Raw genomic sequence first — 12,583 nt, 5'->3', positions numbered from 1 at the left:
GCTGCCGACATCGATGGAACGGCAGTCTTCTCATTTTATTGAACGGGCAGATATCCTAAATATAGTAGGATTCACCCATCGTTATCTACGAAGACTTGGCATGATTGATAACGGTCTCAATGTAGGCTCTCAGAGTTTTGATGAACGTGCGCATGGCGTATCCGACATACCTGTCGCTGCGGTAGATCAGGCAAATGTCTTGAGAAGGCGTAGGATTTCTCAGGTGAAGAACCTTGATGTCTTTATTGTGAAGATTATCCAGCAGCAATCGCGGCAGAACACAGGCGCCAACTCCGCTTTGCACCATCTGAAGGAGGGAGGATAACGTTGTCGTGACCATATGCGGCTGCAGAGTAAACCCCTTGTCCTTGCAGAAACGGTCGATCAGCTTACGACATTGATGGTCGGGTGGGAACATGACCATTTTCAGGGCAGGCAGTCTGTTCAAGGGGATGAAGCTCTCCGTGGCAAGGGGATCATTCGTGCTTACCGCCAATGAGAACTCCTCGTGAAACAGAGGAATTGACGTGAGGCGTTCATCGATAACAGGTCCGATGGTTACGCCAACGTCGATGCTTCTGTCCAGTACTTGTTCTGTTATTTTCGTGGTTTCCAGAAGGGACAGCGCGATGGTGGGATAGGTCTGATGGAAGTTCAGCAGCAAGGCATTAAACATGAGATCCGCGTCACCGGGCAAGACACCGATGGAAAGAGATCCACCGTGCATTTGCTTCAGGTCAGAAATGGCATCGTTAGCTTGCTGCAGATGTACGAACACGGCAGCACCATGTTCATGAAGGATCGCTCCGGCTTCTGTGAGGACGATTGTTTTTCCCACGCGATCGAACAGTAAAACCCCTAATTCTTCTTCCAATCTCCTTATCTGCTGGCTGATGTTAGGTGCACTGACTCCCATCTTCTCGGCTGCTCTCGTAAAGTGGAGCTCTTCACAAATCGCCATAAAATACTGCAGTTGTTTTAACTCCATAGCTCACACCTGCTTTCAAATGCATCGCTGAATAGATGTTCAATAATTATTGTCACTTCATCTTCTTTTTCTGTCAATTCATAATCATTAACTTATACTTAACGTTTCGGTAATGCGCACTGCATTGATGGAACATTCCATGAGACCTATACTAGGAACATATCAAACGCTTCTCATTACAAAGGAGGAAAACAACATGTCAAAAATGATTATCGACACGGCAAAAACAGTACGTCAAGTGGTGCTGTACCAGGTGCAGGCCATCCCTGAGGAACTGTTCGACATTCAAGCTGATTCCTATAATAACACGATTCGCTGGAACATTGGACACATGATTTATTGGATGGATACTACATGACGCTTGGCTTCTCGAAAGAATCGGCTATTCCCGCAAGCTACGCATCGTTCTTCAACTCCGGGACAGCGCCGGCAAACTGGGCCGACACGCCTCCTTCAAAGGAAGAGTTAATCCAACAGCTGTCAAATCAGCTTAACTCCCTATCCGAGTTAGCTCCCGAGAGTCTGGAGGTACCGCTGGAGGCGCCGCTGCAATTTGGACCGCTCACCTTTAATCGGGCGGGAGAGTTGCTCAACTTTGGATTGGTCCATGAAGGGATGCATCTTGCAACCTGCGATTGCTTACGTAAGGTCATTCAAGGTAAGTATTAAACCGTATCGAGAAACTTTTGAAGGGTTATTGAACACTAGAAAAAAAGGGAGGAGCTTGCTTTGCAGCAGCTCCTCTTTTGCTTTATTTAAGTCCCTTAACAATCGAACGGCAGCCTTCTCTGCTAAACTGTAAGTTAAACAAATTGTTTATTCTCGGTTGACATTATAACGTTTGTCCACAATCAATAGTAATGATTTGACCTGTCATTGCTTCTTGTTCCAAGGCGGCACAGATAAATTTAGCAATATCTTCAGGTGTTGAAATGCGCTGCAGCAGAAGGTTAGGAGCTAACCTCTGCATTTGTTCTTCCCTTCCAGACCACCATCTTGTCGCGACGGCTCCCGGCACAACGCAATTGACTCTAATATCCGGAGCTAAGGCGCGGGCTAACGATTTCGTAAGACCGTGAACTGCTGCTTTGGATACGGCGTATGGAAGCGAGGAGCCTAATCCTGTTTGTCCCGCTATACTGCCGAGGTTGACGATTGCTCCTTGTTTATTCATTTTCATGAATGGGGCAACAGCTCGCGCGCAGTAATACATGCCTTTGACATTTACATCAAAAAGTTCGTCCCAAACTTCTTCTGTTGCCGCTTCCAGATCATTAAGTGGGATATGCCGGGTAATGCTGGCATTATTCACAAGCAAATCTATCGTTCCGAATTGTTGTACCAATGTATCAACCATTTCCCTGACTTCCTTGTCTTGAGAGACATCGGCTTGCACGGCAATTGCGCGTCCGCCATTTACATTAATGATTTGTGCTGTTTCCTCCGCATCGGCTTTGGAGCGCGAATAGTTCACGGCGACGGTTGCCCCCCGCTCGGCTAGTGCCAGGCAAGTAGCCCTTCCGATCCCTGTACCCCCGCCAGTAATAAGAGCCACTTTGTCTTTTAAATCCATAATGAGTTATCTCCTTTTGCTGCACTTTGATATAAATGATTGTATATTGCCATTTACAATTTGTATAATTGAATTAATTGAACAATGAGTTCAAAAAAAATGAACTTGAATCTAGGGGCAATGTGATGGATCTTAAAACATTAAAAACGTTTCAACTGATCGTAAAGTACGGTAGTTTTAACCGAGCAGCGGATGAAATGAATTATGTACAATCGACCGTTACGATGCAAATTCAAAAGCTTGAATCCGAATTGGGAGTTCAACTTATCGAACGAGGAAAAAAAATCCGGTTAACCGAAGCCGGAAAACTATTCTACGAACAGAGTTTGCAAATTGTAAAGAATGTAGATCAATTACAAATGAACTTGTCGGATTTGCAACTAGGCGAGAGGGGGAATATCCGTTTAGGTGTGACGGAGCCAACTGCCAGTTATCGATTGCCTAGTATTTTAGAGAGGTTTTTATCACAATTTCCGAAAATTCGCATCTCTTTGGAATTTGGCAACACGCCAACATTGAGCGAGCGGCTTCTGAAAGGGGATATTGACTTGGCTCTTTGTTCGGCACCGGATCTCGGTTCTGAGCTTTATTTTGAACCCTTATTTAAGGAAAAGTTTGAGGTCTTGATGCCGGAGAACCATCCACTTGTCCAAAAAGCGGTTATTGCGCCAGAGGATATACGTGGACATCGTCTGTTAATCACGTCAGCAACCTGTCCGTACCGTAGAAAACTTGAGATGGTATTGCAGGAATCGGGGAACATTCCGATCGACACGATGGAGATTGGCAGTATGACTGCGCTGAAACATTATGTCGAAAGCGGACTAGGTATTGCCCTGGTGCCAGAGATTATTTTAAAACCAATTCCTAAAGGTACTACGACTCGGCCGATGAGCGGAAGTCTAATAGACATGACTTTCGGTATTCTCTCCAAGCCATCGGAATATTCGTTGAAGCTGGCTAGCTTAAAGCTTTACCCATTTCTCAAGCAAGAACTTCTTGAACATGTCCCCAATTGACTCAAAACTTAGACCCTCAGCCCGCTTCTGTGGGTTTTTTGCTTGTGAATTATAAAGACCGTTAATTATCGGTATATTTCTGAAAATTATCGTGTAGAGATCTCTTTGATTTCATTCCTATAATGGATATGAATGTAATTACATTGTACAAGGAGAGATTTTATGCGAGAAAGGATTGCGAAATGGGTAGCTTTGTTCATGCTTTTGTTTATGACGGTCCCATCCAACGCGGGTATTGGCGTTCAAACCGCGTATGCGGAAAGTCAAACCTATGAAGCCGAAGCCTCGGTTAATGTTTTAAGCGGTAACGCATCAGTGGCCGATTGCACCGTATGCTCGGGAGGAAAGAAGGTAGGCGGCCTCTATCAAGGAAGCTCGCTGCAATTCAACGGAGTTACCGTGAACGAAGCTGGAAGCTACAAAGTGTCGGTTTCATACATATCCGGTGATCCTCGTTCGGTGAACATCCGTGTAAATGGCGGGAGTGCGGAAAATTTCGATTTTCCCAAAACGGCTGATTGGAGCACGGTTGGCACTTTTGATGTCACGCTGCAATTAAATGCCGGTACGAATACAATCGTGTTCGACGACGGTAACTGGTATTCACCCGACATTGACAAGATCGTTGTAGCGCCGACAACAACTCCCGGTGGTGGAGGCGGAAGCGAACCGCAGCCGACATTTGCACAATATTACGAGGCTGAGTCTGCTGTAAATATGCTCACTGGCAAAGCTTCCGTGTCCAATTGCGGCACGTGTTCAGGAGGCAAGAAAGTCGGCAATTTGTATCAAGGAAGCTCGTTGCAATTCAATCAAATCCAAGTGAATGCACCCGGTATATACACAGTGAAACTGTCCTATATTTCCGGCGATCCCAGGTCTGTTCAAGTCAGCGCGAACGGAGGAGCGTCAGAGCTCTTTGATTTACCGAAAACGACGGATTGGAATACGGTAGGCACGTTTGACGTTGATCTTTCTTTAGCAGCGGGCACCAACACGATTATCTTGTCTGACGGCAATGGTTACTCCCCTGATATCGATAAGATCGCAGTATCGCCTAAAATTGTTACGTATGAAGCGGAGTCTTCTTCTAACACACTGGCCGGCAAGGCAAGCATTTCGAGTTGCAGCAGCTGTTCCGGGGGTAAAAAAGTCGGCAATTTATATCAAGGCAGCTCCTTGCAATTTAATGGGGTTGAGGTGGGTTCAACCGGAAATTATCAAGTAACGGTTTCTTATATATCCGGCGATCCTCGTTCCGTACAAGTCAGTGTAAACGGCGGAGCTGCTGAAACCTTTGACTTTCCGAAAACACCTGACTGGAATACGGTAAATACGTACGTTATTTCTTTAGCGTTAGTAGCTGGAAGCAATACGATCCAGTTTGCTGACGGCAATGGCTACTCCCCGGATTTGGATAAAATCGTGGTCGGTCCGAAGATTGAACCGAATCCAGGCGAAGACGATAACGTCGGCGGCAGCCTTGGCGATCCCGTCCAGTCGAAACAGTACGGTTCCATTACCGTAACGCATTATACGTATGGCGCGACTTTTTCGAACGGTGAGACGACCATTTCGTACCATACAGACAGCGGTCTGGCGGATTATTCCTGGAAGGACGCCAAAATAGTGAAAGGCGTATACGGCAGCTTACAATTGGGCGAGCTCGTCACCAGTAAGAGTTATACCCGTCATACCTTATCGGATACTGGGATCGTCCCGGTTCATGACGGTTTCGGTACTGGGCTTCGGTTTACTGTCATCAACGAATCGCCTAGTAAACCTGCGCTTCATCAAATCTATACCTTATATGAAGGAAAGAACTTCTTCCTAACTCAATTAAAAGCGGTTAACGCTTCACCTATGACCACCAATAATATGGCTCCTGTTGTTGTGAAGAATAGCAGCGGTGTTGATCTTGGAAGCTATACGGATAATAGAGCGCTTTTCGTCCCATTTGATAATGATAATTGGATTCGGTATAAGGCCCAATCGATCAACACTTCGAACACGGGTTATGAAGTAGCAGCTATTTATGATAACGCGAATCGGAATGGTCTCGTGATTGGCTCTGTCACTCATGATACGTGGAAGACGGGCATTTCCTGGAACGGGTTTAATAATAAAATGAATAGTCTCACGGTGTATGGCGGAGCATCCTCCAACATAACGCACGACGCCGAGCCTCACGGAAGCATTTCTGGTACTGAATTAATATCACCGACTGTGTTTGTCGGCTATTTTGCGGATTACCGTGCCGGTCTCGAGGAATATGGACGTGCAAACGCTGTGTTCACTCCGCCCTTAAGCTTCCATGGCTCTGTAGCCCAAGAAGTTCCGGTAGGATGGAACAGTTGGGGGGCCTTCGGCAGTAATCTCACCTATCAAGATGTTATAGATACGTCGAATTACTTCAAGACGCACCTTCAAAACAATAATTTTAACAACAAAGGTGCACTCTACATTAACTTGGACTCCTATTGGGACAATTTAACGGATACCCAGCTGCAAAGTGCGGTGGCAACCATCCGTCAAAATGGTCAGCAAGCAGGTATTTATTGGGGCCCTTTCGTTTACTGGGGCAATAATATGAGTCAAACTGTCGAGGGTACGAACAATCAATATACGTACGGAGATATTGTATTGAAGGATAGCACGGGGAAAATTTTGCCTACGCTGGACGGCGCCTATGCACTTGATCCGACTCACCCAGGCACGAAGGCACGAATGGATTATTATTTGGGCAAATTTAAGGCATTAGGTTTCACTTATATCAAATTAGATTTCTTAACGCACGGTTCTTTGGAAGGAAAGCATGCGGACCCAACCGTGACCACCGGTATTCAAGCTTATAATCAAGGGATGGCTTACGTGAACAGAGTCATTGACGGCAGCATGTTCATTAGTGAATCGATTGCGCCGTTATTCCCCAGCCAATATGCACACAGCCGTCGAATCTCATGCGATGTGTATGGGAAAATCAGTGAAACCGAATATGAGCTGAACGCGCTCACCTATGGTTGGTGGCAGAATGGTACGATTTACCCGTACACCGACCCAGATCATATGGCATTGTCAAGGGCAAGTTCCTTGGACGAAGCGCGCAGCAGAGTGAATTCTGCCGTTATTTCCGGCACAGTTTTCTTGGATTCCGATGACGTTCATAATGCGAGTGCCCAAGCCTACATGAACGAATTGATGACGAACAAGGAAATCAACCGAGTAGCTTTACTAGGTAAAGCTTTCCAAGCGGTGGAAGGGAATACTGGAGCCAGTGCGGCAGATACGTTCATACTGAATGACAATGGAACTTATTATTTGGCTGTCTTCAATTACAACGGTGCTTCCTCTTCTATTAAGTCCATCGATCTGGCCCGTGCGGGATTAAATGGCATCAGCAATTATCTACGAACGGATTTATGGTCGGGAGTTGAGGATAAAGTGAGCGGTAAGCTGGACGTAACCCTGAAACCAGCCGAGTCTAAACTGTTTAAGCTTCAGTTTGATTCAATTGCCCCTACGACGAGTGTCGTCTTCGATGGGATTAGCGGTTCCGGAACCTTTACCAACAAAGACATTACTATGACGTTCAAAGCAGTGGATCAACCGGGAGGCACAGGCATACTGTTGACTGAATATCAGCTGAACGGCGGCAATTGGGTAACGGTTAACGGACCTGTAACGCTATCCGAGGAAGGTGTTTACAACATTCATTATCGTTCGAAGGATCGGTATGGTAATGTGGAGGCAGCTAAACAAGTAACAGTAGGTATCGATCGCACAGCGCCCGTTGTCCGAATAACCGATCCATTAACCATCTGGCAAACAGATTCGTTGAACTTGTCTGTTCAGATCAAGGATGCACTAAGCGGCGTAAGCAATAGCACCATCCAACTGGATAAGAAAATTGTGGGCAATCCAATCAAAGCTGCCCCTGCAACACTAGCCGCTGGAAACCATCTGATCGAGATCACCGGGACTGATCTAGCCGGCAATGTCACGGCGAATACGTATACGCTTCAGGTACAGATCGATGCCAATCATTTCATGGATCTCATCAATATCGGTGTTGCGAACGGTTCGATCACGATTTCAGACAAAGGCAAGGAGTTGCTTGCCAAAGTGGAAGCGATTATTCGTAGCAACAATAAAGAAGCGACTGTCCACCAATTAAAGGCACTGCGCATCTTTGTGGAAGCTCTAACCGGCAAAAAGATCACCAAAGAATTCTCAGTGATCCTCATCGCCGACATCGATTACTTGATCCAAAATGCCAGTAAATAGCGTAAGGAAAAGGGGCTCTTGCAAGAGCCCCTTTGGCGTCGTTCAGCAGCTACATGGAGGTAGAGAGGCTATCGTGGTTAGCCAATGTTGTAATTTGTGCAACAATTTACACGTCCAAAGGCTATTTTTCAAGCTGATGTTGCAGTTTGTACAACATTTTGAACCCATTTATTACGAAATGGATTGTATAGGGCCTAAATTGTTGTACGTTATGCAACATCAAGAGGAAAGTGGCGGATATAGGCCTATGAACTAATACCATGCAGCGGAATACGAATTTGCGCTTTCGTCCCGATGCCGAATTTACTATAAAGCGTAACACCGTATTCATCGCCAAAGGCTAATTTGATCCGCTGGTCCACATTGGTGATCCCATACCCCGAGACGTTGTCGGTTTTATTCAGAGCACGTTCCAGTGTTTCCGTCCGCATGCCCATCCCGTCGTCGATCACTTCCAGATAAATATCGCGATCATCCTTGTACACCTTGATGATGATATTAATTCCTACTTCATCGTCCCAAACAGCATGATTGATCGCATTTTCGACAAATGGCTGTAACGCGAGCTTAACCGTCTGATAGACAAGTACAGAATCGTCAATCGCATAATGGAGTCGAAGCAGTCCCTCAAATCTAATCTGCTGAATAGCGATGTAATACTTGGTGAGTTTGATTTCTTCACTAATGGGCAATATCATCTTTCCTTTATTCAAGGAGATCCGATAAAACTTGGCAAGGTGTGAAACCATTTCGTTAATGGTGTTGTCTCTGTGCTTAACGGCTAATGCGGAGATGGACGCCAACGTGTTATATAAAAAATGCGGATTGATTTGGGCTTGCAGCATGTTCATTTCCGCTTCTTTCTTCGATATTTCCTTCTTGTAGACCTCATTGATCAGCTCTTTTAGGCGACCTGTCATTTTTTTGAAGGCAAAGGATAATTGGCCGATTTCGTCATTCCCCATAAACGTCATATTGGTATTAAAATCTTCCCTTTCAATCCGCCGGATGACTTGAAGCAGAGACTCGATCCGTTTGGTGAAGAACCGTGCGGTGATATAAATCAAAACAACGGAGATCGCTATACTGCTCAAAGCCAAGATTAGAATTCGCTTCGAGGTGATTTGAGCGTTCGTAATAAAGCTCTTGTAGGGGATGACGGAAATCGTTTTCCAGCCATTCTTGATTGTGTTGTAAACGACGAGTGATTTCTCGCCGTTGTACATGCTGTCGAAGTTTCCTGAGTTGTTCTCGCCGAAAGTACCGGGGATCAATGTGCCGATATTTTGGTTCAGAAGCGCTTTGTTGCGGTTAGATAAGATATTTCCGTTTTCGTTAACGATATAAATATCTTTTTGCTTATCTTCCTTTTCCATGAGCCGATAAATATCGGCTTCGGCGATATCGAACGTTAGAATTCCGTAAGGAAAGTTAAGGCTATTGTTATTGAGCAAACGTGCCAGCTTGAAGACAGGTTCTGTGACAGCCGAAGATGAGGATACGCTGTAAGTCACATTTCCGTAAGAGTGGGCGATCGACTCGTACCAATTGGTTGATTTTGCCGCATCATCAATTCGCTTAATATATACGCTGTCCGCAGGAAATGTCGTATTGCTCGTGTAGATGGATACCGCCCGAATGTCGGGATTCGTGGCCAGTACATTATTAATTACATTATTGAAATAAATGTACGAATCCAGGTAATCTGTACTGTTTTCGGTGTAATCTTTGGTCAGCAGCAGGCGCAGCGTATTATCCAAATAAATGGATGCGGATATTTGCGAATAGGAATCCAGCTTCGTTTCCAAATTGGCGTTAATTTGATCTGTCGTTGCAATCATATTGGTATAGATTTGTCTGGTTAGCTCCCGAGTCGTCGTATCATAAGAATATTTCACAAAAAACAACAACGGTAAGATCGAAACGATACAAAAGACGGCGAACAGCTTGCTGCGCAAACTTAGGTTAAGAAACGTTTTGACTACAAACCGGAGTGGCATGGGCAATCGTCCTTGTATCATAAAAGTTTTTTCCGGTATTCGTTGGGTGTCGTTCCTTTGAACTTCTGAAACACAGAGCAAAAATAAGAAACGTTTTCGTAGCCAACGGATGCAGCGATCTCATGGATTTTTTTGGATTTGTCTTTCAACAGTTCAGCAGCATGATGGATGCGAACACGTGTCAAATATTCCAATATCGTTTCTCCAGTTTTGTCCTTAAAAATGGTTCGCACGTAATTGGGTGACAAATACACCTGTTTAGCGATATCCTCAATGGTCAATTGTCTGCTGAAGCTGCGGTCGATGAGACTAGCGATTTGATGAATAATATGAAGATTCTTGTCCTTGTTCTTTTCCTTCATAAGGGAGAGGATGGCACGACAGACATCCAGAATGTGATCTTCGATTTCATTTATGGTTGAATAATTGGCGATACGCTTCCAATCGTCGACATACATCGAATTGACGGAGTCATCCCCGATTAAATGGGCAAAATGCTGCTCTATGGCCGTAATAAGGCGCAAAGAGCTTGAGCATACCAGATCCCTGTCGACCTTCGAGGTGCGCATAGTGTCAAAGAAGGCTTGAATCACGGTAATAGCTGCAGATTCCTGCAGGTGGGAAATGGCATGACAAAGTGAGGCAATTGCCGGCTCAGGGTTCACTTCTATGTAGGCCGGATCGACGGCTTGATCGGCCTTTGTACACGATCCCAAGCCGAAATAAAATTTGCTTTCATTCGCTCGTTTAGCGCCTGCGCATAAATCGTATAAGCTTTCGAGGCCCATGCCAACGTCGGATACACCGATGGAAATGATGGCGTCGTTTCTGTCGTTGACATACCGAATCAGCTGCTCCGCTGCATGGCTAAGCTCTATCGACGGAGTATCAAGCTTGTGATAGAGAAGAACGAAGGTTCCTTCTTTGATTTGACAGAGAAAGGAACGAGGTATTTCCGTCAGCGCGAAATTGCGGATAGTTGTCACGATCTCTACACCATAATGGCTGACAGGGTCAACCGTTAAATATAAAATTTGATAAAAACCGTTAGAAGGTATCATGGATGGAAGCAGTAACAATTTCTCAATCCATTGTGATCTAATCAGGGGACTGCTTTCCGAGATCAGCTCCCTCAGATAGGTTTCCTTTAGTACTTCAGAGGTTTGGGAAGAAATCCGGAATTCCTCGCATTTCTGTTTGACTTTCTCCATTAAATGCTGAAGTTCCCCCATGTCGAGGGGCTTTAACAAATAGCCGATTGCTTCGACGGAAAGTGCCGCTTTAATATATTGAAACTCATCGTGACCGCTTAGGAATACGATCTGGACATTGCGATTGATCTGTTTGGCCCTTCTGCTGAATTCCAGTCCATCCATAATCGGCATACGGACGTCAGTTAATATGATATCGGGACGAAGCTCTTCCATGCGCTGTAGCGCTTCTCTGCCGTTCTTCGCTGTTCCAGCGACACGAATACCCATGTCTCCCCAACGAACGTAATCGGCCAGCATTTCGAGTTCCATTTTTTCATCGTCTACAAGCAGTATACTGTACATTGAAAGCGCTGCCACCTTTCCGGACGCTTGATATAACCAATTTTATTGTAAAACGTATACCTCAAATAAACAATGACTTCGCAAAAGGATCGTTCATTTGGAATATGTTTCTGAAAATGCTTGTATAGAATTGTTTACTGCTCATTCCTATAATGAGAATATACAAAATGATTATGGTTGTGACTGAGCGGCATCAGCCGCCGCAGCCTGGAAAAGGCGGGTTATACATATGGAAGCGCGACTCAGAAGGATGAAAGGACAAAAATATTTATACTTAATGATCCTGCCCGCCTTCATCTCTACCATCTTATTTTCCTATGGTCCGATGTTCGGTTTGTACATGGCGTTCATCAACTACTCGCCCGGCGGAGGTTCCTTTATCCACCAATTTTTTGCGAGCAAGTTTGTCGGTTTCGAGTGGTTTCGATACTTCTTTACCAGTGGTGATTTTTATATCATCATGCGCAATACGATTGCGCAAAGCTTCTTATCGCTGTTGATTGGATTTCCGGCTCCGATTGTGCTGGCCTTAATGATCAATGAGGTGAAGAGCGGCTTATTTAAAAAAGTGGTACAAACGGTATCGTATCTGCCTCACTTTATATCTTGGGTCATAGCGGCAAACATCATCATAACGCTGCTATCCTCGCAGGGGCTGATCAACAAATTACTGATGCTTTTGCACATCACGGAGGAACCGGTACAATTTTTCCAAAATGGCCATTACTTCTGGGGGATCATTGCTGTCTCCAATATGTGGAAGGATATGGGATTTAACGCAATCATGTATTTGGCTGCAATTGCCGCTATTAATCCCGAACTGTATGAAGCAGCAAGAGTTGACGGTGCCAGCCGATTGCGCCAAATGTTTCACGTCACACTTCCGTCTTTACGCCCAACGATCGTCATTCTGGCTATTTTGTCAATTGGCGGTATCTTGAACGCGGGTTTCGATCAGCAGTATTTGTTGCAAAACAACACCATCTTGAAATATTCGGACGTTATCGATACCTATACGTACCGATACGGACTGCAGAACGGCATGTTCTCTTATGGCGCTGCGGTTGGGTTGTTCAAATCGGTCATTGCCTTCATTTTGGTTATCAGCGTTAATACATTGTCCAAGCGAATGAATCAACAATCTTTGTTCTAAAACGAAAAGA

Annotated in this window: 9 protein-coding genes; 5 read left to right on the top strand and 4 right to left on the bottom strand. The window is 45.1% G+C overall.

Annotated elements, in window-relative coordinates; genetic code table 11:
* Positions 1-85 precede the first annotated feature (85 nt).
* The gene (locus ACBP55_RS25970) at positions 86-988 is read right to left on the bottom strand and encodes a LysR family transcriptional regulator (protein ID WP_464645768.1); all 903 of its coding nucleotides are present in this window, start codon (positions 986-988) and stop codon (positions 86-88) included.
* Between the two features lie 196 nt (positions 989-1,184).
* Between ACBP55_RS25970 and ACBP55_RS25965 the strand changes: the two genes are divergently transcribed.
* Together ACBP55_RS25965 and ACBP55_RS25960 are read left to right on the top strand one after the other, a co-directional pair.
* On the top strand, positions 1,185-1,346 hold the full coding sequence (locus tag ACBP55_RS25965) for a hypothetical protein (RefSeq protein WP_464645767.1): 162 nt from the start codon (positions 1,185-1,187) through the stop codon (positions 1,344-1,346).
* Positions 1,328-1,657 (top strand): DinB family protein, encoded by a 330-nt coding sequence (locus ACBP55_RS25960; RefSeq protein ID WP_464645766.1) that lies wholly within the window; start codon positions 1,328-1,330, stop codon positions 1,655-1,657. Before ACBP55_RS25965 ends, ACBP55_RS25960 begins: the two co-directional genes overlap by 19 nt.
* A gap of 163 nt (positions 1,658-1,820) precedes the next feature.
* Here the strand turns inward: ACBP55_RS25960 and ACBP55_RS25955 are convergent, their stop codons facing one another.
* Positions 1,821-2,561 (bottom strand): SDR family NAD(P)-dependent oxidoreductase, encoded by a 741-nt coding sequence (locus tag ACBP55_RS25955; protein ID WP_464645765.1) that lies wholly within the window; start codon positions 2,559-2,561, stop codon positions 1,821-1,823.
* Positions 2,562-2,686: 125 nt separating this feature from the next.
* On the opposite strand from ACBP55_RS25955, the gene ACBP55_RS25950 reads away from it, so the two are divergent.
* Complete coding sequence (locus tag ACBP55_RS25950) at positions 2,687-3,580, top strand: LysR family transcriptional regulator (protein WP_464645764.1); 894 nt, start codon at positions 2,687-2,689, stop codon at positions 3,578-3,580.
* A 162-nt stretch (positions 3,581-3,742) separates the two neighbouring features.
* Positions 3,743-7,864 (top strand): carbohydrate-binding protein, encoded by a 4,122-nt coding sequence (locus ACBP55_RS25945; RefSeq protein WP_464645763.1) that lies wholly within the window; start codon positions 3,743-3,745, stop codon positions 7,862-7,864.
* Between the two features lie 245 nt (positions 7,865-8,109).
* Here the strand turns inward: ACBP55_RS25945 and ACBP55_RS25940 are convergent, their stop codons facing one another.
* Both ACBP55_RS25940 and ACBP55_RS25935 read right to left on the bottom strand, forming a co-directional pair.
* Positions 8,110-9,864 (bottom strand): sensor histidine kinase, encoded by a 1,755-nt coding sequence (locus ACBP55_RS25940; RefSeq protein ID WP_464645762.1) that lies wholly within the window; start codon positions 9,862-9,864, stop codon positions 8,110-8,112.
* A 17-nt stretch (positions 9,865-9,881) separates the two neighbouring features.
* Positions 9,882-11,420, bottom strand: coding sequence for a response regulator transcription factor (locus ACBP55_RS25935; RefSeq protein ID WP_464645761.1), 1,539 nt, complete (start codon positions 11,418-11,420; stop codon positions 9,882-9,884).
* A gap of 229 nt (positions 11,421-11,649) precedes the next feature.
* Here ACBP55_RS25935 and ACBP55_RS25930 point away from each other — a divergent pair, with 229 nt between their 5' ends.
* Positions 11,650-12,573 carry an ABC transporter permease gene (locus ACBP55_RS25930; protein ID WP_464645760.1) on the top strand — a complete coding sequence of 308 codons (924 nt, stop codon included), beginning with the start codon at positions 11,650-11,652 and terminating at the stop codon, positions 12,571-12,573.
* The last annotated feature ends 10 nt before the right edge of the window (positions 12,574-12,583 follow it).

The organism is Paenibacillus sp. WG02 (genome assembly GCF_055396115.1).
Note: the sequence above shows the minus strand (reverse complement) of the source record. Positions and strands in the feature narration are given on the sequence as shown.

What these genes read in the sequence shown, in the direction of transcription:
- ACBP55_RS25970 (WP_464645768.1), bottom strand. Translation starts at nt 988, where the DNA reads ATGGAGTTAAAACAACTGCAGTATTTTATGGCGATTTGTGAAGAGCTC.
- ACBP55_RS25965 (WP_464645767.1), top strand. Translation starts at nt 1,185, where the DNA reads ATGTCAAAAATGATTATCGACACGGCAAAAACAGTACGTCAAGTGGTG.
- ACBP55_RS25940 (WP_464645762.1), bottom strand. Translation starts at nt 9,864, where the DNA reads ATGCCACTCCGGTTTGTAGTCAAAACGTTTCTTAACCTAAGTTTGCGC.
- ACBP55_RS25935 (WP_464645761.1), bottom strand. Translation starts at nt 11,420, where the DNA reads ATGTACAGTATACTGCTTGTAGACGATGAAAAAATGGAACTCGAAATG.
- ACBP55_RS25930 (WP_464645760.1), top strand. Translation starts at nt 11,650, where the DNA reads ATGGAAGCGCGACTCAGAAGGATGAAAGGACAAAAATATTTATACTTA.
- ACBP55_RS25955 (WP_464645765.1), bottom strand. Translation starts at nt 2,561, where the DNA reads ATGGATTTAAAAGACAAAGTGGCTCTTATTACTGGCGGGGGTACAGGG.
- ACBP55_RS25945 (WP_464645763.1), top strand. Translation starts at nt 3,743, where the DNA reads ATGCGAGAAAGGATTGCGAAATGGGTAGCTTTGTTCATGCTTTTGTTT.
- ACBP55_RS25950 (WP_464645764.1), top strand. Translation starts at nt 2,687, where the DNA reads ATGGATCTTAAAACATTAAAAACGTTTCAACTGATCGTAAAGTACGGT.